At 73.6% G+C, this 18,079-nt stretch carries 15 protein-coding genes and 4 pseudogenes; 9 read left to right on the forward strand and 10 right to left on the reverse strand.

From position 1 onward, the window contains the following. Nucleotides 1–135: 135 nt before the first annotated feature. Nucleotides 136–1,770: an amidohydrolase gene (locus ACWCXX_RS05460; protein WP_451124562.1), complete on the forward strand. Its 1,635-nt coding sequence runs from the start codon at nt 136–138 to the stop codon at nt 1,768–1,770. A 54-nt stretch (nt 1,771–1,824) separates the two neighbouring features. Here ACWCXX_RS05460 and ACWCXX_RS05465 read toward each other — a convergent pair whose 3' ends face one another. Beyond that, on the reverse strand, nt 1,825–2,889 hold the full coding sequence (locus ACWCXX_RS05465; protein ID WP_451124564.1) for a LacI family DNA-binding transcriptional regulator: 1,065 nt from the start codon (nt 2,887–2,889) through the stop codon (nt 1,825–1,827). Between the two features lie 132 nt (nt 2,890–3,021). Between ACWCXX_RS05465 and ACWCXX_RS05470 the strand changes: the two genes are divergently transcribed. The 6 genes from ACWCXX_RS05470 to ACWCXX_RS05495 all read left to right on the forward strand — a co-directional run bounded on the left by ACWCXX_RS05470 (nt 3,022) and on the right by ACWCXX_RS05495 (nt 9,311). Beyond that, nucleotides 3,022–4,656, forward strand: coding sequence for an ABC transporter substrate-binding protein (locus ACWCXX_RS05470; protein WP_451124566.1), 1,635 nt, complete (start codon nt 3,022–3,024; stop codon nt 4,654–4,656). After that, nucleotides 4,656–5,609, forward strand: coding sequence for an ABC transporter permease (locus tag ACWCXX_RS05475; RefSeq protein ID WP_451124568.1), 954 nt, complete (start codon nt 4,656–4,658; stop codon nt 5,607–5,609). The genes ACWCXX_RS05470 and ACWCXX_RS05475 overlap by 1 nt, the downstream gene beginning before the upstream one ends. After that, nucleotides 5,606–6,502, forward strand: coding sequence for an ABC transporter permease (locus tag ACWCXX_RS05480; RefSeq protein WP_451124570.1), 897 nt, complete (start codon nt 5,606–5,608; stop codon nt 6,500–6,502). Before ACWCXX_RS05475 ends, ACWCXX_RS05480 begins: the two co-directional genes overlap by 4 nt. Nucleotides 6,503–6,507: 5 nt before the next feature. Further along, nucleotides 6,508–7,533: an ABC transporter ATP-binding protein gene (locus ACWCXX_RS05485; RefSeq protein WP_451124572.1), complete on the forward strand. Its 1,026-nt coding sequence runs from the start codon at nt 6,508–6,510 to the stop codon at nt 7,531–7,533. Continuing rightward, a complete protein-coding gene (locus ACWCXX_RS05490) occupies nt 7,530–8,354 on the forward strand; it encodes an ABC transporter ATP-binding protein (RefSeq protein WP_451124574.1) in 825 nt (274 codons plus the stop codon). Before ACWCXX_RS05485 ends, ACWCXX_RS05490 begins: the two co-directional genes overlap by 4 nt. Before the next feature lie 255 nt (nt 8,355–8,609). Then, nucleotides 8,610–9,311: a response regulator gene (locus ACWCXX_RS05495; protein ID WP_451124576.1), complete on the forward strand. Its 702-nt coding sequence runs from the start codon at nt 8,610–8,612 to the stop codon at nt 9,309–9,311. Here ACWCXX_RS05495 and ACWCXX_RS05500 read toward each other — a convergent pair. Beyond that, nucleotides 9,308–11,077 (reverse strand): GAF domain-containing protein, encoded by a 1,770-nt coding sequence (locus ACWCXX_RS05500; RefSeq protein WP_451124578.1) that lies wholly within the window; start codon nt 11,075–11,077, stop codon nt 9,308–9,310. The genes ACWCXX_RS05495 and ACWCXX_RS05500 overlap by 4 nt on opposite strands. 220 nt (nt 11,078–11,297) lie before the next feature. After that, entirely contained in the window at nt 11,298–12,158 is an 861-nt protein-coding gene (locus ACWCXX_RS05505; RefSeq protein ID WP_451124580.1) for a universal stress protein, read from the reverse strand. A gap of 435 nt (nt 12,159–12,593) precedes the next feature. Between ACWCXX_RS05505 and ACWCXX_RS05510 the strand changes: the two genes are divergently transcribed. Then, entirely contained in the window at nt 12,594–13,217 is a 624-nt protein-coding gene (locus ACWCXX_RS05510; RefSeq protein ID WP_451124582.1) for a CBS domain-containing protein, read from the forward strand. Nucleotides 13,218–13,486: 269 nt separating this feature from the next. On the opposite strand, the pseudogene ACWCXX_RS05515 reads toward ACWCXX_RS05510, so the two are convergent. The 6 genes and pseudogenes from ACWCXX_RS05515 to ACWCXX_RS05540 form a co-directional block, all read right to left on the reverse strand. Next, a pseudogene (locus ACWCXX_RS05515) lies at nt 13,487–13,624 on the reverse strand (hypothetical protein); the annotation flags it as partial. Between the two features lie 47 nt (nt 13,625–13,671). Then, a pseudogene (locus tag ACWCXX_RS05520) lies at nt 13,672–14,555 on the reverse strand (hypothetical protein). After that, a pseudogene (locus tag ACWCXX_RS05525) lies at nt 14,549–15,103 on the reverse strand (hypothetical protein); the annotation flags it as partial. The pseudogenes ACWCXX_RS05525 and ACWCXX_RS05520, both read right to left, overlap by 7 nt. Further along, a pseudogene (locus tag ACWCXX_RS05530) lies at nt 15,028–15,219 on the reverse strand (hypothetical protein); the annotation flags it as partial. The pseudogenes ACWCXX_RS05530 and ACWCXX_RS05525, both read right to left, overlap by 76 nt. Continuing rightward, nucleotides 15,216–15,989, reverse strand: coding sequence for an HAD family hydrolase (locus tag ACWCXX_RS05535; protein ID WP_451124584.1), 774 nt, complete (start codon nt 15,987–15,989; stop codon nt 15,216–15,218). The pseudogene ACWCXX_RS05530 and the gene ACWCXX_RS05535, both read right to left, overlap by 4 nt. Continuing rightward, on the reverse strand, nt 15,986–16,390 hold the full coding sequence (locus tag ACWCXX_RS05540) for an alcohol dehydrogenase catalytic domain-containing protein (protein ID WP_451124586.1): 405 nt from the start codon (nt 16,388–16,390) through the stop codon (nt 15,986–15,988). Before ACWCXX_RS05540 ends, ACWCXX_RS05535 begins: the two co-directional genes overlap by 4 nt. Before the next feature lie 350 nt (nt 16,391–16,740). Here ACWCXX_RS05540 and ACWCXX_RS05545 point away from each other — a divergent pair, with 350 nt between their 5' ends. Further along, complete coding sequence (locus ACWCXX_RS05545) at nt 16,741–17,346, forward strand: CBS domain-containing protein (RefSeq protein ID WP_451124588.1); 606 nt, start codon at nt 16,741–16,743, stop codon at nt 17,344–17,346. A 42-nt stretch (nt 17,347–17,388) separates the two neighbouring features. Here ACWCXX_RS05545 and ACWCXX_RS05550 read toward each other — a convergent pair whose 3' ends face one another. After that, nucleotides 17,389–17,982, reverse strand: a complete 594-nt coding sequence (locus ACWCXX_RS05550; protein ID WP_451124590.1) for an Rv1733c family protein — start codon at nt 17,980–17,982, stop codon at nt 17,389–17,391. Nucleotides 17,983–18,079: the final 97 nt, after the last annotated feature.

An 18,079-nucleotide genomic window follows, 5' to 3' on the forward strand; every position in this document is an offset into this window, starting at 1 on the left:
TATGTCAACACCATTGACGTGTTAACCGTCTCTCCTATTCCATGACGCCCGTCGCCTCTTCCCGGCACCCCCGCCCCCTTTCCCCGACGCCCGTCGCCCCGTGTCGACCGCCGTCCCACCCGTCTGGAGCAGCCCATGACCACAGCCGATCTGGTCTTCACCCGCGGCCCCGTTCTCACGATGGATCCGGCCCGCACCCGGGCGACCTCCCTCGCCGTGGTCGGCGAGCGGATCGCCGCCGTCGGCCACGACGAGGTGCGCGATCTCATCGGTCCCGCCACCGAGGTCGTGGACCTGAAGGGCAGGCTGCTGCTCCCGGGGTTCCAGGACGCCCATGTCCACGCCGTGAGCGGCGGGGTCGAGCTGGCCGAGTGCGACCTGAGCGGGACGGTCGGGGTCGCCGAGTACCTGGACCTGATCGGGGCGTACGCGAAGGCCCACCCCGACCACGCGTGGATCACCGGGGGCGGCTGGTCGATGGAGAGCTTCGAGGGCGGCCTGCCCACCCGTCAGCTGCTGGACGCGGTGGTCGCCGACCGCCCGGTGTTCCTGTCGAACCGGGACCACCACGGCGCCTGGGTCAACACCCGCGCGCTCGAACTCGCCGGGATCACCGCCGACACCCCCGACCCCGCCGACGGCCGGATCGAGCGCGAGCCGGACGGCACGCCCAGCGGCATGCTCCAGGAGGGTGCGATCACCCTGGTCGCCCGCCTGGTTCCGCCGGGCAGCCCGGCGGACCGGCTCGCCGGACTGCTGCGCGCCCAGAAGCTGCTGCACTCCCTGGGCATCACCGGCTGGCAGGACGCGCTGCTCGGGGTGCTCGACGGCAAACCCGATCCGTCGGACGCCTACGCGACGGCGGCCCGCGACGGCTCGCTCACCGCCCGGGTGACCGGCGCGCTGTGGTGGGACCGGGAGCGCGGCACCGAGCAGCTCCCCGAACTGGTCGCCCGGCGCGATGAGTTGAGCCACGGGCGGTTCCGGGCGGGCTCGGTGAAGATCATGCAGGACGGCATCGCGGAGAACTTCACCGCCGCGATGACCACTCCGTACCTGGACGGCTGCGGCTGCGCCACCGCCAACAGCGGCCTCAGCTTCGTCGACCCCGCCGCGCTGCGGGAGTACGTCACGCGCCTCGACGCGCTCGACTTCCAGGTCCACTTCCACGCGCTGGGCGACCGCGCCGTCCGCGAGGCCCTCGACGCCGTCGAGGCCGCACTCACCGCCAACGGCCGGCGCGGCAACCGCCACCACCTCGCCCACCTCCAGGTCGTCCACCCCGACGACCTCTCCCGCTTCGCTCCTCTCGGCGCGATCGCCAACATCCAGCCGCTGTGGGCCGCCCACGAACCCCAGATGGACGAGCTGACCATCCCCTTCCTCGGCCCCGAACGCGCCGCCTGGCAGTACCCCTTCGGCGACCTGCTGCGCTCCGGCGCCACCCTGGCCGCCGGCAGCGACTGGCCGGTCAGCAGCCCGGACCCGCTCGAAGGCATCCATGTGGCGGTGAACCGCAAGGAGCCCGGGACCGCCGACGACCGGGTCTTCCTGCCCGAGCAGCGGATCGACCTCACCACCGCCCTGGCCGCCTACACCGCCGGCTCCGCCCACGTGAACGGCCACGACGACGCGGGCAGTCTGCGCGCCGGGAACCTCGCCGACCTGGTCATCCTGGACCGGGACCTCTTCACCGCGCCGCCCGAGGACATCGCGTCGGCGCGGGTGGAGCGGACCTACGTGGGCGGCCGGCTCGTCCACGCGGTCTGACCGATGACATGGCGGCCGGGGTCGCGCGGGGGGCGGCCTCGGCCGCCGCACAGCTCAGCCGGGCAGCGACCGCCGCGAGGACTCCCGCACTTCGAGCCGGGTGGGCACCAGCAGGCCGGACGGTTCCGTACGACCCAGCTCCAGGACGTTCATGAGGAGTTCGGTGCCTGCACGGGCGATCTCCCGGGGCCGCAGGCTGAGCGTGGTCACCGCCGGCCGGGTGTGCTCCGCGGTCGCGTCCTCGCTCACGCACACCAGGAGCAGGTCGCCGGGGACCTCGTAGCCGCCCCGGCGGGCCGCCTCCAGGACGAGGGGCGGGCTCGCCTCGGCGACCACGAACAGGGCGTCGGGGCGCTCGCCCTTCTTCCCGGTGCCGGCCAGGGCCGTCTCGACCGCCGCGACGACCGGCCCGTTGCCGGGGGCCGCGGCGCGGGTGATCCGCTCCGGCAGCGCACGCGCGGCGCACCAGTCCCGGTACGCGGCGAGCATCCCCGTGTGGAATCCGGTCGTGCTGTCGGGCAGCACCATCGCGGGCCGCCGGGCTCCCTCCCGCCAGAGGTGGTCCAGTGTCTCGCGGGTCGCCGCCGCGGCGTCGACGTCCACCCAGTGGGCGCCCGCGCGTCCCTCGACGGAGCGGTCGCTGAACACCGGGATACGGGCGGCCAGCAGGTCGTCGACGATCCGGTCGCCCGCGACGGGGTCGGCGACGACCACTGCGTCGAGCGGCAGTTCGGCCCACTCGCTCTGCAGGGAGCCGGCGGGCAGCAGCACCACCGCGTAGCCGCGTTCGAGCGCGGTCGCCGCGGTGGCACCGGTCAGCTTGGCGAAGTACGGGGACTCCAGGAACGTCCACGGGGCGTGGGCGAGCTCCCCGACCACGTACCCGATCAGCCGGGCCCGTCCCGCGCGCAGCTGGCGTGCGGTGGCGTTGGGCCGGTAGCCCATTCTCCGTGCGGCTTCGCGCGCCTTCTCCCGTACGGCCGGGGAGAGGCGTCCGGTGCCGTTGAGCGCCGCCGAGACGGTGGTCTTCGAGAGGCCCGCCTCGCGGGCGACGTCGACGAGCCGGACGCGCGGGCCGACCTGCGAGGGCTTTCCTGCATGGCGTGGGGCTTCGGTCATGCGGTTGATGTTGCCACCCTCGTGACCTCTGCAAAACCGTTCCCGCAAAGTCTTGTGCGGGAACGTTCCCGCATTAATACTCGCTGCATCCTCCCAGCGCCCGTCACAACACCCGTAAAGGGGTTGGTCCGCATGCGCATGCGCAGAACCGCCACCTTGATCGCCTGCACCACTGTCCTCGCGGTCTTCGCCACCGCCTGTTCCGGTGCCGACACCTCCCGGCGGACCGGCGCCGTGACCGACTACGAGGTCACGCCGACCTCGCCGCCCGCGAAGGGCGGTCTGGACTCCGTCACCTGGTCCCTCTACGCGGAGCCGTACACCCTGGATTACGCCCTTGCCTACGACTACCCGCCCAACACCGTCCTCGCCAATGTCTGCGAGCAGTTGATGCGGGTCACCCCCGACCACAGGATCGAGCCCGGCCTCGCGGTCAAGTACGACCGTCCCGACCCGCGCACGCTCGTCTACACCCTGCGTCCGGGCGTCAGGTTCCACGACGGCACGACCATGACGGCCGACGACGTGGTCGCCTCCCTGAAGCGCCACCTGGAGCCGGCCGTCGGCTCGCCCTGGGCCTCGACGTTCAAGAACGTCAAGTCCGTCGACAGGACGGGCCCGTTGGAGGTGACGCTGCGCCTCTCCAAGCCCGATGTCCTGCTGCACGAGATGATGGCCGCCTCGCCCGGCACCGTCGAGAGCGCCGCGTACCTGAAGAAGACCGGCAAGGACTACGGCACCGCGGACGGCGGGGTCAACTGCACCGGCCCGTACGCCCTCGACAAGTGGGCCAGGGGCGACAGCGTGACGCTGAAGAAGTTCCCCGGCTACTGGGACCGCTCGCTCAGCCCCAAGTCGAAGTCCGTGAGGTTCACCTTCATCGAGGACCCGGCGGCGCGCTCCAACGCGTTCCTCTCCGGCACCGCCGACGGCGGCTACATGGTGCCGTCGTCGGCGCTGGCACAGCTGCGCAGCAGCGGCAGGGGGAAGGTCCTGTTCGGCCCCAACACGGCCGCCGCGGACCTCTCCGTGCTCGACCTCAAGGGCACGCTCGGCGACGTCAGGGTGCGCAGGGCCCTGTCGATGGCGCTCGACCGCAAGGAGATCATCAAGGCCGCGGCGGGCGGTGTGGGCGTCCCCGCCAAGGCCCCGGCGGCACGCGGTGCCTGGGCGCTGGCCCCGGACGACGCCGGCACGTACTACGACGTGCTTCCCGAGCCCGAGTACGACCTCGCCGCGGCGAAGAAACTGGTGCGGGAGGCGGGTGCGGACGGCAAGAAGGTCACGCTGGTGACCAGCACGCTCGCCCCCGAGATCAGCGTCGTCGCCAACGCCGTGCAGGGGGCGGGCCGGCAGATCGGCCTCGACGTCGAGCTCAAGTCCGTCTCCCCGGACGCGTACAGCAGCATCTTCGTCGACCCGTCGGCACGCGCCGGTCTCGACCTGGTGATCACCAACGGCTACGACAACACCCCGGACCCGATCGAGTTCTACCAGTACCTGCGCACCGGCGACTTCGGGAACTACGGGAACTACTCCAACCCCGAGTTCGACGCCGCCTTCGACCGGGCGAACGCCGAGCCCGACCCGGAGAAGCGTGCCGAACTGACCGCCGGCCTCCAGCGGATCGCCCTGCGGGACCTCCCGGTCATCCCGGTGTACGAGGCCCCGTACTCGGTCTTCCTCGGCAACCGCATCACCGGTGCGCCGACCGGTATCGCCCAGCTCTACTACCCGTGGGCGGCAAGCATCGGGGCGGCGAAGTGATGACCCGTTTCGTCACCGGACGACTGCTCGGCCTGGTGGCCGTGCTGTTCGTGACCTCCCTCGTGGTCTTCGGCTCCGTCCATCTCGCGCCCGGCGACCCGGTGTCCTTCCTGCTGCACGGCCGTCCGGCGACCCCGGAGGCGGTGGAGTCGCTGCGCGCCCAGTACCACCTGGACGACCCGCTGCCGGTGCAGTACGCGAAGTGGCTCGGCTCGGCGCTGCAGGGCGACTTCGGCCGCTCCGCCCAGTACCACCAGGACGTCTCGTCCCTCATCGGCTCCCGCATGTCGGGGACGTTGCTGCTCATCGGGTACGCCGCGGTGCTCGTGGCACTGCTCGGGGTGGCCGCCGGCATCGGTGCCGCGCTGCGTCCCGGACCGTTCGACCGCACCGTGCTCATCGGCACCGGGGTGGCCACCGCGACGCCCGCGTTCGTCACCGCCATCGTGCTGGTGTCGGTCTTCTCCGTGCGCCTCGGCTGGTTCCCCGGTCCGGGCGGCACGCCCTCCGGCCTGACGGAACGGCTGTACCACCTGACGCTCCCGGCCTTCGCCCTGGCGCTGTCCTTCGCGGGGCTGCTCGCGCGGGTGACCCGCTCGGCGATGCTCGACGAACTCGGGCGGGAACACGTGGAGGTGGCGCGCGCCCGCGGTGTCGCGGGGCGGACCGTGGTGCGCAGGCACGTCCTGCGCAACGCGCTCGGCCCCGTCGTCACCGTCGGCGGAACGATGCTGGCCGGACTGCTCATCAGCACATCGATCGTCGAGACCGCCTTCGACGTCCCCGGCCTCGGTTCCCTGCTCGTGCAGTCGGTGACGGCCAAGGACTTCGCCGTCGTCCAGGCCATCACGCTGCTCAGCGTGGCGGCCTTCGCCGTGGTGAACCTCGTCGTCGACCTGCTCGTCCCGCTCATCGACCCCCGTCTGTCCCTCCGGGGGGAAGGTTCCTCATGACCTCACCAGCAACCGCGGCCGACGCGGCGCGCACAAAACCCCTCGGGCCGTCCCGCCGTCCGGGCCTGCGCGGTCTGCGCCTGCTCGGTCAGGGCCCCCTGTTCACGGCCTCCGTCGCGGTACTCGCCGTACTCGTCCTGGTCGCCCTGTCCGCCCCGCTCATCGCTCCGTACGACCCCGAGGCGCTCGACCTCTCGGCCAGCCTGGTCGGGACCTCGGGCGACCATCTGCTCGGCACCGACCAGTCCGGGCGCGACATCCTCTCCCGGCTGATCCACGGCGCCCGCACCGGGCTGCTCGGCCCGCTGCTCATCGTCGTCGTCTCCACCCTCCTCGGCGCGGTGCTCGGCACGGTCGCGGCCTGGCGGGGCGGCTGGGCGGACACGTTCCTCTCCCGGTCGATGGACCTGGTGTTCGCGATCCCCGGGCTGCTCCTCGCGATCCTGCTCGTCTCCGTGATCGGTTCCGGCATGACGGCCCCCGTGATCGCCATGGCCGTGGCCTACACGCCGTACGTGGGCCGGCTGGTGCGCGGGATCGCCCGGCAGGAGAAGGCCCGTCCCTACATCGAGTCCTACCGGGTGCAGGGCTGGTCGGGCTGGACCATCTGCCTGCGGCACCTGCTGCCCAACATCGCGCCGACGGTGTTCGCGCAGTCCGCGATGAACTTCGGGTACGCGCTGATGGACCTCGCGGCACTGTCCTACCTCGGCTTCGGGGTCCAGCCCCCGGCCGCCGACTGGGGCGCCATGATCAACGACGGTCAGGCGGCCGTCCTCCAGGGAGCGATGTTGCCCGCTCTCGCGCCCTCGGCCTGCATCGTGCTCGCCGTGGTGGCGTTCGGCATCGTCGGCGAGGGGCTCGCCGACCGGATCGCACGGCGGGAGCGGTGAACCACATGACCGAGCGGAAGACCCCCGCACACGACACCGGCGCCCCTCCCGGCGCCCTTGGCGACACTCCCGTCCTGGAGATCGACGGGCTCGGCGTCCGGCTGCCCGGCGACCGGGCCGCGCGTCCGATCCTCGACGGGGTCGGCCTCGAGATCGCCCCGGGAGAGACCGTCGGCCTGGTCGGCGAGTCCGGCTCCGGCAAGTCCGTGGCCTGCCGCAGCGTGCTCGGCCTGCTGCCGCACGGCGCGCACACCACCGGCCAGGTGCGGGTCGCCGGCCGGGACGTGCTCACCATGGACCGCGCGGAACTGGCCGCGCTGCGGGCCCGTCGGGTCGCCATGGTCTTCCAGGACCCCCGTGCCTCCGTCAACCCGCTGCGCCGCGTCGGGGACTTCCTCACCGAGGGGCTGCGCGCGGCCGGCACCTCCGCCGCCGCGGCCACGGCGCGGGCCGAGGAACTGCTCGGCGCGGTCGGCATCCGGGACCCGCGGGGGGCGCTGCGCCGCTACCCGCACCAGTTCTCCGGCGGCATGCTGCAACGCGTGGTGATCGCCGCGGCACTCGCGTCGGAACCCGCGCTGCTCGTCGCCGACGAACCGACCACCGCGCTGGACGTCACGACCCAGGCCGAGATCATCGCGATCCTCACCGGGCTGCGGGCCGAGCACGGCACCGGCCTCCTGTTCGTCACGCACGACCTGGAACTGGCCTCCGCGATCTGCGACCGCGTGTACGTGATGTACGCGGGCCGGATCGTCGAGACGCGGCGGACGGACGAGCTGTTCGACCGGCCGCGGCACCCGTACACGGCGGGGCTGCTCGCCTGCACGCCCCGTATCGAACGGGATGCCCCGCCGCCCCGGCCCATCCCCGGCCGCCCCGTCTCGCTCGCCGAGGCCCCGCCGGGGTGTGCCTTCGCCGCGCGCTGCGCCCACGCGCTGCCGCGCTGCGCCGAGGAGTCCCCCGTACTGGCGCGGTACGGCGACGGTCTCGCCGCGTGCCACCGCGCCGACGAAGGGATCACGCTGTGACACCGACCGCGACGACGACGGAGAACGGCCTCGTGGTCGAGGGGCTGTGCAAGCGGTACGGCGACCACCAGGCGGTCGACGACGTGTCGTTCGCCCTGGCCCCGGGCGCCTGTCTCGCCCTCGTCGGGGAGTCCGGCAGCGGCAAGACGACCACCGTGCGGATGCTCGTCGGCCTGGAGCGCCCCGACGGCGGCACCGTGCGCCTCGACGGCCGGGACCGCTCGGCGCGGGCCCGCGGCCGGGGCGAACGCCTGGCCCGCGCCCGGGAGATCCAGATGGTCTTCCAGGACCCGTACCTCTCGCTGGACCCCCGGGTGACGGTGGCGGACTGCGTGGCCGAGGTGCTGCGGCTGCACACCCGGCTCGCCCCGGCGGCCCGCACCGCCCGGGTGCGGGAGCTCCTGGACCAGGTCGGTCTCGGCGAGCGCGAGGCGGCGGCACTGCCCCGGCGGCTGTCCGGCGGTCAGCGCCAGCGCGTGGCCATCGCGCGGGCTCTCGCGGTCGAGCCGCGGGTGCTCGTACTCGACGAGGCGGTCGCGGCGCTGGACGTGTCCATCCAGGCCCAGATCCTCGATCTGCTCGCCACGATCCGCCGCGAGGCGGGGATCGCCTACCTCTTCGTCACGCACGACCTCGCCGTGGTCCGGCACGTCGCGGACGAGGTACTGGTGCTCAAGGGGGGACGGGTCGTGGAGACGGGGCAGACCGACCGGGTGCTGGACTCACCGGAACACCCGTACACGAAGCTGCTCCTGGGCTCCGTTCCCCGGCGCGGGTGGGACGCCTCTCTCGCGGCGTCGGGGCGTCGGCTGCCGGAGTGACTCCCGGCGGCCGGGCGGCCGGCTCGGCCACCGCCCGGGGAGGAGTTCCGGTACGACGGCCCCGCCCCGTCCGGTGCCCGGAGGCGGCACGGATCGTGCCACGCGGAGAGGGGGGAAGCGCCTTCCGTGGTGAACGGCGTCGGCGTGCCGGAGGGTGGCGTCGGCGTCCGGACGGATCCCGGTGCCCACGCGGGCGCCTCATGAAGGACAATTCCCGTGGGGGCGGGTACGTGCCCATCGACCGCAGGGATCGCCATGACCGATCTGACGGCAGCCGACACTCCCACGCGGGTCTTTCTCGTGGACGACCACGAAGTGGTCCGCCGGGGTCTTCGCGACCTGATCGACGACGCACCGGGCATGCAGGTGGCCGGTGAGGCGTCCACGGCGGCCCAGGCCCTGGCCAGGGGGCCTGCTCTGCGGCCGGACGTGGCCGTCCTCGACGTGCGGCTGCCCGACGGCGACGGGATCACCGTGTGCCGGGAGCTGCGCTCGCGGATGCCCGGCCTGGCGTGCTTGATGCTGACCTCGTTCGACGACGAGGACGCCCTGCTGGACGCGATCATGGCGGGGGCGGCGGGGTACGTCCTCAAGCAGATCAAGGGCTCCGATCTCGTGGCGGCGGTCCGGACCGTGGCGACCGGGCAGTCGATGCTCGATCCGGCCACCACCGCCCGGCTCATGCGTTCCCTGCGGGACCCCGAAGCGGCGAAGCCGCCGGAGGACGAACGCCTCTCCGCGCTGTCCGAGCGTGAGCGGTCGATCCTGGAACTCATCGGCGAGGGGCTCACCAACCGGCAGATCGCCAAGCAGCTCTATCTGTCGGAGAAGACGGTCAAGAACCACATCTCGCGGCTGCTCGGAAAGCTGGGAGTGGAACGGCGGGTGCAGGCGGCCGTGATCGCCGCGCAGGCCCATGAGCACGATGCCCCCGAGGACGGTGCCGAGGAGGGTTAGGGTCCTTCGTTCGGATCATGCCGGGCTCGCGTGCCCCGGTCCGGCGGCAGGGGGATGCGCCATTCGAGCAGGGTGCCGCTTCGGGGCGCCGTCAGGGGGCGGACGGAGAGCGAACCGCCCAGGCGCTCGGCCCGTTCGGAGAGGTTGCGCAGCCCTCGGTTGGTCCGGCCCTGCGGGATGCCCACTCCGTCGTCGCCCACCGTCACGGTCAGGCCCCCTGCCTCGGCGAGGACGGCGACCTCGGCCCTGCCCGCACGGGCGTGCCGGGCCACGTTGGTGAGCGCTTCACCGATCACCGCGACGACGTCGTCGGCCACCTCGACCGGCACGTCCGTGTCCAGCAGGCCCTCCATGCGGAGCGCGGGGGCGAACCCGAGGGTCGGCGCGGCCGAGTCGACCGCGGAGACGATGCGGCTCCTGAGTTTCGGCGCGGTGCCGGGGCTGTCGTGTTCCCGGAGGCCGAAGATGGTCGACCGGATGATCTTGATGGTGGCGTCCAGGTCGTCGATCGCCCGGTTCAGCCGGTCCACCGCCTCCGGATGTTCGACGAAACGCCGGGCGCTCTGCAGGGTCATGCCGGTGGCGAAGAGTCGCTGGATCGCCAGGTCGTGCAGGTCACGGGCGATCCGGTCACGGTCCTCCAGAATGGTCACCTGCTCGGCGTCGCGGCGGTGGGCGGCCAGTTCGAGGGCCAGGGCCGCCTGCCCCGCGAACCCGGGAAGGGCGGCGGTCTCGGCGCCCGTGAAGGGCGCACGGCCGCCGCGCCGGGCGAGGACCAGCACGCCGCTCAGGCGTTGCCTGGTGCCCACCGTGACCGCCACCGCGGGACCGAACCCCTTCCAGCATTCGGTCCGGGCCCTCACCCGCTCGTCGCTCTCGGCGTCCGCCACCGTGACCAGGCCGTCCTTCTCCGCCAGGGCGGCGGCCGCCAGGGTGCCCTCGCTGCTCGGCAGGACGACGCCCCGGTGGGCTTCGGCGTCCTCGCCCCGGGCCAGCGAGCCCCTCAGCTCGCCGCCCGCGCCCACCAGGTAGAAGACCCCCGTGTCGGCGTCGGCGATGTCCACCACCTGTTCCAGCATCCCGTCCAGGACCTCGCTCTCTCCCGTACCGGAGAGCAGGGCGCTGGTGAAGTCGGAGCTCGCGGCAAGCCACCGCTGCCGACGCCTGCCCTCCTCGTACAGCCGCGCGTTCTCGATCGCGATGCCGGCGGCGCCGGCCAGGGTGGTCACGACGGCCTCGTCCTCGGCGTCGAAGTCGGCCCCTCCGTGCTTCTCCGTGAGGTAGAGGTTGCCGAAGACCTCGTCGCGGACCCGGATGGGGACGCCGAGGAACGAGTGCATCGGCGGATGGTGGGCCGGGAAGCCGTACGAGGCGGGGTGTTCGGACAGCTCGGGCAGGCGCAGCGGCTCCGGGTGGCGGATCAGCTCGCCGAGGATGCCGTGGCCCGACGGCAGGGCGCCGATCTGCCGGTGCAGGTCGTCGTCGATGCCGACGGTGAGGAACTCGGAGAGCTTCCGGTCCTCGCCGATGACCCCCAGCGCTCCGTACTCGGCGTCGACGAGAGAGACCGCGGCCTCGATGATGTCGTGCAGCACCTGCGGGAGGTCGAGTTCGCGGCCGACGGCCATGACGGCCGCGAGCAGCCCGTTGAGGCGGTCCCGGGTGCCCCGTACCTCGTCGATGCGGGCCTGGAGCTCGTCGAGCAGCTCGTCGAGCCGGAGCTGCGGCAGCCGTGGGTCCGCAGCCCCGGCGTCTTCCCGGCCCATCGAAACCTCCGGTCGCATCCGGTGCGCATGACACCCGCCGCACCCGACTTCACGGTAGTCCGGATGCCCCGGTCGTTCCTGGCGGGCTCGTCCGTCGGAACGCGGTCCGGACGGGTCGCATGGCGAGGAGTCCGGCCGGTGCGCGGGCGGTGGCGAGGCGGAGCAGCCGCTTCCGGGCGACGCCGCCGAGGACGGCCGAGCGGCCGTCGGCGGCGCGCTCTCACCCGGTGGGAACGGTGATCACGGGGCAGTGGGCGCGGTGCAGCAGTCCGTGGACGACGGATCCGATCCGCATCCCGGTGTAGCCGCCCCGGCCCCGGCGCCCGACGACGACGGCCAGGGCGTGCTCGGCGGCGTCCGCGAGCACCTCGACGGGCGAACCGACGAGCACTTCGTGGGTGAGCCGGATGTCGGGGTACTTGCCCGCCCATCCCGCGGTGGTCTCCGAGAGCAGACGGCGCTCGGCACGGAACGGCGTGTCGCCCGTGTGGAGGGAGAAGACGGGCGGCTGCCAGACCGCGACGGCACGCAACGCGCAGTGCCTGAGATCCGCCTCCTCGAAGGCCAGGGCCAGGGCGGCCCGGGATGGCTCGCTGCCGTCGACACCGACGACGAGGTACGCCGGGTCCTGCGTGCTGTGCTCCGCGTCGCCCACAACGACGACGGGGCACCGCGCCCGTGCGGTGACCGGGACGACCACGGAACCGGCGCTCAGGAACTCCTCGGTGCGGCTGAGGTGCCGGGAGCCGAGGACGACCATGGCGGCCTCCTGCGACAAGCCGGCCATCACGGCTGCCGGGGCCCCGTCGAGGAGCGCGGAGCTGACGCCCGTGGCCGGTTGCCGGGCCCGTGCCCAGTCGGCCGCGGCGTGCAGCGCGCCCTTCCCCGCCTGGGTCCGTGCCCGGTGCCCGGGGGTGTCTTCGTTGCGCCGCGTGTCGTGCAGCGGCGGTACGGCGACGACGAGGCGGAGCGCCAGTCCGCGCCGGTGTGCCTCGTCGACCGCCCAGGCCAGGGGGAGATGCCCGGTGCGGACGGGGTCGATGCCGACGACGATGTCGCGGCGTTCCGTGCCGGCGGCCATGATGTGCTCCCTTCTCCGGCGCCCGCACCGGGGACGGGCGCCACCGGGCAGCGGGCGTGTCGCGGCAGGGTGGGCGCGCTCCGGCCGGGATCGGTCCGGGGAGCCCGGAGGCCCGCCGGCCGTCGGGCGTGCCGTTCGGGGCGGACCGTGTTCCGTCCGCGTCGACAACGGCCCTTCCGGTGCCTCGACGGCCGGTGGTTCCTCCTCGCCGGGTCCACGAGGGCTGCTCCCACCCTCGCACCCGGCGCCCTGAGGCCGGAGGGCCGCTGGGGGCACAGGTGGGGCCAAAGGTCCCCCGGGTGGCGGCAGGGCACCGGCCGGGGCCCGGTCGGGCCCGGCGGAAGGACCGTTCGGCCCCTCGCGGACGCCCGGCGGGCGGTGGACGGTGGGGACACGGGGGCGGCCACCGTCGACGGCGCGAACAGGAGGCCCGCGATGAAGCGCATGAAGGTCGGCGGCCTGATGACCGACGACGTGGTCTCCGTCCTTCCGAAGACGTCGTTCGGGGAGGTGGCGAAGCTGCTCGCGGAGCACGACATCGGCGGGCTGCCCGTCGTGGACGAGGACGATCATGTCGTCGGGGTCGTCTCCGGGAGCGACCTCCTGGCCCGCCGGATGCTCACCGCCCTGGAACTGATGTCCGTGCCGGCCGTCACGGTGCACGCCGAGGAGTCGGTGGCGGACGCGGCCCGGCTGATGGTGCGCCGCGGGGTGGCGCGTCTTCCCGTGGTCGACGAGGAGGAGCGGCTGGTGGGCATCGTGACCCGCCGTGACCTGCTCCACGTCTTCCTCCGTCCGGACGCGGAGATCCGGCACCGCATCCGGGAGGACGTCCTCGCGGATGCCATGGATCTGCCCGAGGACGCGGTGGACGTGCACGTGCTGGACGGTGCGGTGACCCTCGCCGGCCGTGTCCGGAGCCGGAGCCAGGCCGTGATGCTCCTGCGGCTCGCCGGGCACGTGGAGGGGGTCGTCGCCGTCGTGGACCGGCTGTCCGTCCGTGAGGAGGACACCCGCCTCGCCCCGTCCGCGCGGACGGTCCACGGCTTTTCCGGGTGACCGTCCCGATGCCCCCGGCATCTCGCCGCCGTACGGTCCGACGGCCCCGGCGAGGCCGGCGGCGAACCGGGCCCGCTCGCGGGGCGGACGCTCACGGCCGGAACCACCGTTCCTCCCCCGGTGTGACGGCGGACCGCCGCCCTCCCGGCAGAACGACGGTGAGCGGCCCCCTCGGCGAGGCGGGGACCTTTGTCCCCAGGCGGGCAGCCGAGCATGAGGGTGTCGGCCTGTTTCGACGCCTGGTAGCGGTTGACGGTGTCGCCCTCGGCCTCCAGGACGCGGTCGAGCCGGCGGATGTCCCCGTAGCGGGCCCGGTACGTCTCCCGGTCGAGCTCCGCCAGTTCCCCGTATCCCTCGAACTGGCTCACGACGCCCTGGTGGAACGGCACGTGGAGGCGGCGGGACACCTCGTTCCAGCGGTCGGGTTCCCCGTCGTCGAGCGCGAGTCGTTCGCTCAGTTCCGCCCGCCGCGGGGGGGCAGTTCGTCCAGCAGGTCGAGGCCGCGGGCGAGCACCCAGGCGGCGGTCACGTCGGTGTAGGCGTTGTCGTCGATGCCCGGAGCCGTCGCATCCGGATACGCGTCGTGGTATTCGTCGGGGCTCACCACCCCACGGATGCGGTAGCGGCCCAGCGCCGGGTCGAAGGCGGCGGCACCGGCCCGGTACCGGGCGATCTCCAGCAGGATCTCGGCGCCCTCGGTGTGCAGGAAGCGGTGGTCGCCGGTGGCCTGCGCGTACTTCCAGACGTTGTACGCGACGGCCGAGCCGACGTGCCGCTGGAGCCGGGAGCGACCGGGCAGCCGGCGGCCGGACCGCGGATTGAAATGGAGCCGCTGCGTCTCCTCGTCTCCTGAACTTGCGCTCTGCCAGGGGTACATGGCGCCCGGTGACCGGTGCGACGGGCCGCGGCGCGGGCGGCCGGAAGCCGACGGTGACGGTACATGAGCAGGGCCCTGGCCGCTTCGGGGAAGTGGAGGTCGAGGTGGGGAAGGCCGAAGAGCTCGTCCCAGAAGACGTGGCCCCGGTACGCCTCCCCGGGCAGCCCACGGGCGGGACGCCCGCGTCGAGCTCCGCCGTGTGCGGGGAGAGCGTCTGCAGCAGATGGAACATGTGCAGCCGCAGGCTGCGGCCCGCTTCTCCCGGTACGTGCAACTCGCCCTCCTCCCGGAGCCGTTGCCAGGCCCCGGTGGGTGGCCAGCAGCCGGGGGAACTCCGGGGCGCGGGCGACGGTCCCGAGGGCCTCCGTGAGGGGGCGCCCGGGGGGCGGTCCAGCGATGTGCGCAGGGCCATGGTCTTCTCCACGCTCGCCGAACGGCCCCTGCCCAGGGGCAGACGGCAGGTCTGGACGGTGCCGGTCGGCGTGGCGACCGCCCGGGGCGGGTGCCCGTGCGTACGGCCAGGGCGATCAGGTGGCCCGAAACCGCTGCGGTGGTCGATGAGGTGACGGCTCTCCGGGTGACGGTAGCGCTCGACGCCGGAGTTGGTGACGGCGCCGTCCAGGGCGGACTCGACCTCGACGGCACCGGTCCGGCCGTACGCGTGGAAGGTGGTGAGCTGGGCCGCGAGTCCCGGGTCCCCCAGGTGCACGATCCGCAGGTGGCCGACCCGCAGACCACGTCCCTGGGCGTCCTGGAAGAAGAGGGGCCGGGCGAGGACGCCCCGGGCCAGGTCGAGCTGTACGCCGTAGTGGCGCAGTTGCGCGGAGTCGGGGTGAGCCAGTCCCCCGGCGGGCTGTGGTCCGGGAGCCGGCGGTAGCGCAGCAGCGTCCGGTTCGGCAGGTTGACGAGGTCCTCGTTCTCGACCCGCTCGCCGGCGCCGAGCGAGGTGCGCCGGTCGTAGCAGCCGGCGAGGGAGGTGCCCGGGTAGCGGGACGCGTCGGCGGTGCACTCGGGCGCGGAGCCACGGGTGGCGAACCTGCCGTTGCCGAGCGTGCAGAGTGCTTCCACCAGCCGTTCCCGCGCCGGGTCGTAGTCGTCGTACCGCCAGGTCCATGCCGTGCTCATGGGCGCACTCCCCACACGGTCTCCAGCAGTTCCGCGAGGTCGGCGGCGACGAGGTCGGCACCCTGTTCCCGCAGGGGTGCGGTGTGGTGCCGGTCGGGGGTGCGGTCGAGGCCGACGACGAGCCCGAAGCGGCCGGCGCGGGCCGCCGAGACTCCGGCGAGCGCGTCCTCGACGACCGCGCTGTCCTCGGGGCGGGTGCCGAGGAGGCCGGCGGCGTGCAGGAAGAGTGCGGGGTCCGGTTTGCCGGCGAGGCCGAGTCGGGCGGCGTCCTCGCCGTCGACGACGGCGGTGAGGAGCCGGTCGAGTCCGGCGGCGGCGAGCAGGGCCCGCGCGTGCCGGGACGCCGACACCGCCGCGCACGGTACGTCGAGGGAGCGCAGGGCGGTGAGCGCCCGCCCGGCGTCCTCGAAGGCGACGACCGGTTCCTCGCGCAGAGCGTCCCGGAACGCCTGCTCCTTGCGCGCCGCCACGGCCCACACCGTGTCGCAGCCGGGGCGGTCGTCGGGTCCCCCGGGCGGAAGGCGGATGCCGCGGGCGGTCAGGAAGGCCTCGGCCCCGTCGTACCGGGACTTGCCGTCGACGAACCGGCGGTAGTCGGCGTCGGCGTCGAACGGCTCCCGTATCCGTCCTCCGGGCGTCCACCGGGCGAGGCAGGCGTCGAACGCGGCCTTCCACGCCGCCGCGTGGACGGTGGCGGAGGCGAGCAGCACGCCGTCGGTGTCGAGGACGACACCTCGTGGCGGCGGTGGGCCGGTGCGGCGGTCGTTCATCCGGCCCCCGCGGAGCCCACCGCCTCAACGGCCGCGTCCGCGCCCAGCCCGCGGGCCGCGCCGAGGCGGGGCTCCGCCAGGTCGACGGCCACGATCCGGCCGGGGCTGCAGAGGCGTGCCGTGACGATCGCGGCGAGGCCGGCGGGGCCCGCGCCGGACACGACGACCGTGTCTCCCGGGCGCACGCCTCCGCCCGTCTCGACCACCGTGCCCATCGCCTCGTGGCCGAGGAAGCGACCGGGTTCGACCTCCGGCACGTCCCCCTCGACGATGTGCAGGTCGGTGCCGCGGATGGTGACGGCGTCGACCCGGCCGATCGCGTCGGTCGCGTCCTCGACCCCGGGGTCCGGCACGTCCTGCCACGCGATGCCGCCCGTTCCCCGGAACACGAGAGCCTTCATGACAGCCGCCTCCCCGGGCCGGCCGCGGGATTCGCCCCCACGGAGTCACCGGCAGCAGGTTCCTGGTCGGGAGCGGCCGTGCACGGGTCCTCCTCGACTGCGGTCTCTTCCAGGGTTTCGCGAACCCGCGGCGACGCAACCGGGCGCGTCTCACCCTGAAGGACGCACACGCACCGGCCGTCTTCGGCGGCCCCGACGCGGGGCACGAACGCACCGAAAGGAGCCGGAGCGGCACCCGCAGGACGGTCCCGGGCCCCCCGAGGGCCGGTCGGCCCTCCCCCGGCCGCCGGGCACGGGTGATCCTGAGAGGTGGAAGCCAGAGGACCGAGGCACGGGAAAGGTGACCGGGGATGAGGCACCGAAGTGTCGCCGAGCTGATGACGCCCACGGCCGTCAGCGTCGTGCCGGGCACCTCCTTCAAGGAGATCGCCCGGCTCCTGGACGAGTTCGACATCACCGCCGTCTGTGTGGTGGACGAGGCGAACCGGCCGCTCGGTGTCGTCTCCGAAGCCGATCTCGTACGCCCCCGCGCCGTCGGATCCGGGCTCCATACGGCGGGAGCGCTCATGTCGAGCCCCGCTGTGGTGGCCCGGCCCGAATGGAGTGTGGTGCGAGCCGCCCGGGTGATGGACCGGTCCCGGGTGAAGCGCCTGCCGGTGGTGGACGACGAGGGGCGGCTCGTGGGTGTGCTGAGCCGCAGCGACCTCGTCCAGTTGTTTCTCCGCAGGGACCGGGCGATCCAGGAGGAGATCGTCGAGGACGTGGTCACCCGCACCCTCGGGCTGAGCCCGTCGGATCTGTCGGTGGCCGTCGAGGACGGCCGGGTCACGCTCAGCGGCGCGGTCCGGCGCCCCGGACTCGTGCCTGTTCTCCTCAGGCTCTGCAACAGCGTCGACGGTGTCGTGGGGGTCGTCGACAGACTCCGCCACGAGGACGGCGCCGCCGCGGGGAAGTGACGGTCGCCGCCGGGTGTCGCGCGACACCGGCCGCCGTCGCGTTCATTCCTCGTCGGTCCCGGACCCACTGCCCCACCGGAGCCGGCCGGACCACACGGGTTCCACCTCTTCCCACTCGCGCTCCAGGGCCGCGAGGGCACGGCCTTCGGTGCGCCGTCGTACGAGGACGAGGGCACCGGCACCGGCCGCCCCGACGACCCCGGCCGCGGCCGTGCCCGCGGTGAGCGAGGCCAGCATGCGTTCCGTGCCCCTGTCCGGCGGACGGACGGGGGCGCCGGTGGCGTCCACCCAAATGGGCACGGTGCGGCCCCGGGGCGTTCGGGGAGGCACTTGGACGGTTCCGGACCGGCGGACGTGCTCGGGGTACTTCCAGACCGCCGGTGCGACGGCCCGCGGCTGTACGCCGTGCCCGGCCGGGTCGGGAAGCTCCCTGGCCGGCCCCGTGGTGGTCGCCGTCACCCGGTGGAGGTGCTCGACGAGCGCGCGGTCCGCCCAGCCTCCGGCGCTCCACAGCCACCCGGCGGCGACCGCGCCGCAGATCAGGGCAATGGTCAGGACGAGGACCACGGCTGCCCGCCCGCCGGGCTCACGGCCCGACGGGCTGAACCCGCGGTCCGACTGCTCGTGGTCGGTCATGGCGCACCTCCGGGCGGATGTCCCACCGGACGGGGACTCGGCAGGGCTCAGCGGGCGGTGCCGCGTCCGGTTCCGGCGTGGCGGGCCCGGCCGGGGG

It is taken from the genome of Streptomyces sp. NPDC001732 (assembly GCF_053596315.1).

Bases quoted from the DNA above. Each gene is read 5' to 3' on its own strand.
- ACWCXX_RS05470 (WP_451124566.1), top strand. From the start codon at position 3,022: ATGCGCATGCGCAGAACCGCCACCTTGATCGCCTGCACCACTGTCCTC.
- ACWCXX_RS05475 (WP_451124568.1), top strand. From the start codon at position 4,656: ATGACCCGTTTCGTCACCGGACGACTGCTCGGCCTGGTGGCCGTGCTG.
- ACWCXX_RS05485 (WP_451124572.1), top strand. From the start codon at position 6,508: ATGACCGAGCGGAAGACCCCCGCACACGACACCGGCGCCCCTCCCGGC.
- ACWCXX_RS05535 (WP_451124584.1), bottom strand. From the start codon at position 15,989: ATGAACGACCGCCGCACCGGCCCACCGCCGCCACGAGGTGTCGTCCTC.
- ACWCXX_RS05545 (WP_451124588.1), top strand. From the start codon at position 16,741: ATGAGGCACCGAAGTGTCGCCGAGCTGATGACGCCCACGGCCGTCAGC.
- ACWCXX_RS05465 (WP_451124564.1), bottom strand. From the start codon at position 2,889: ATGACCGAAGCCCCACGCCATGCAGGAAAGCCCTCGCAGGTCGGCCCG.
- ACWCXX_RS05505 (WP_451124580.1), bottom strand. From the start codon at position 12,158: ATGGCCGCCGGCACGGAACGCCGCGACATCGTCGTCGGCATCGACCCC.
- ACWCXX_RS05495 (WP_451124576.1), top strand. From the start codon at position 8,610: ATGACCGATCTGACGGCAGCCGACACTCCCACGCGGGTCTTTCTCGTG.
- ACWCXX_RS05480 (WP_451124570.1), top strand. From the start codon at position 5,606: ATGACCTCACCAGCAACCGCGGCCGACGCGGCGCGCACAAAACCCCTC.
- ACWCXX_RS05540 (WP_451124586.1), bottom strand. From the start codon at position 16,390: ATGAAGGCTCTCGTGTTCCGGGGAACGGGCGGCATCGCGTGGCAGGAC.
- ACWCXX_RS05460 (WP_451124562.1), top strand. From the start codon at position 136: ATGACCACAGCCGATCTGGTCTTCACCCGCGGCCCCGTTCTCACGATG.
- ACWCXX_RS05500 (WP_451124578.1), bottom strand. From the start codon at position 11,077: ATGGGCCGGGAAGACGCCGGGGCTGCGGACCCACGGCTGCCGCAGCTC.
- ACWCXX_RS05550 (WP_451124590.1), bottom strand. From the start codon at position 17,982: ATGACCGACCACGAGCAGTCGGACCGCGGGTTCAGCCCGTCGGGCCGT.
- ACWCXX_RS05510 (WP_451124582.1), top strand. From the start codon at position 12,594: ATGAAGCGCATGAAGGTCGGCGGCCTGATGACCGACGACGTGGTCTCC.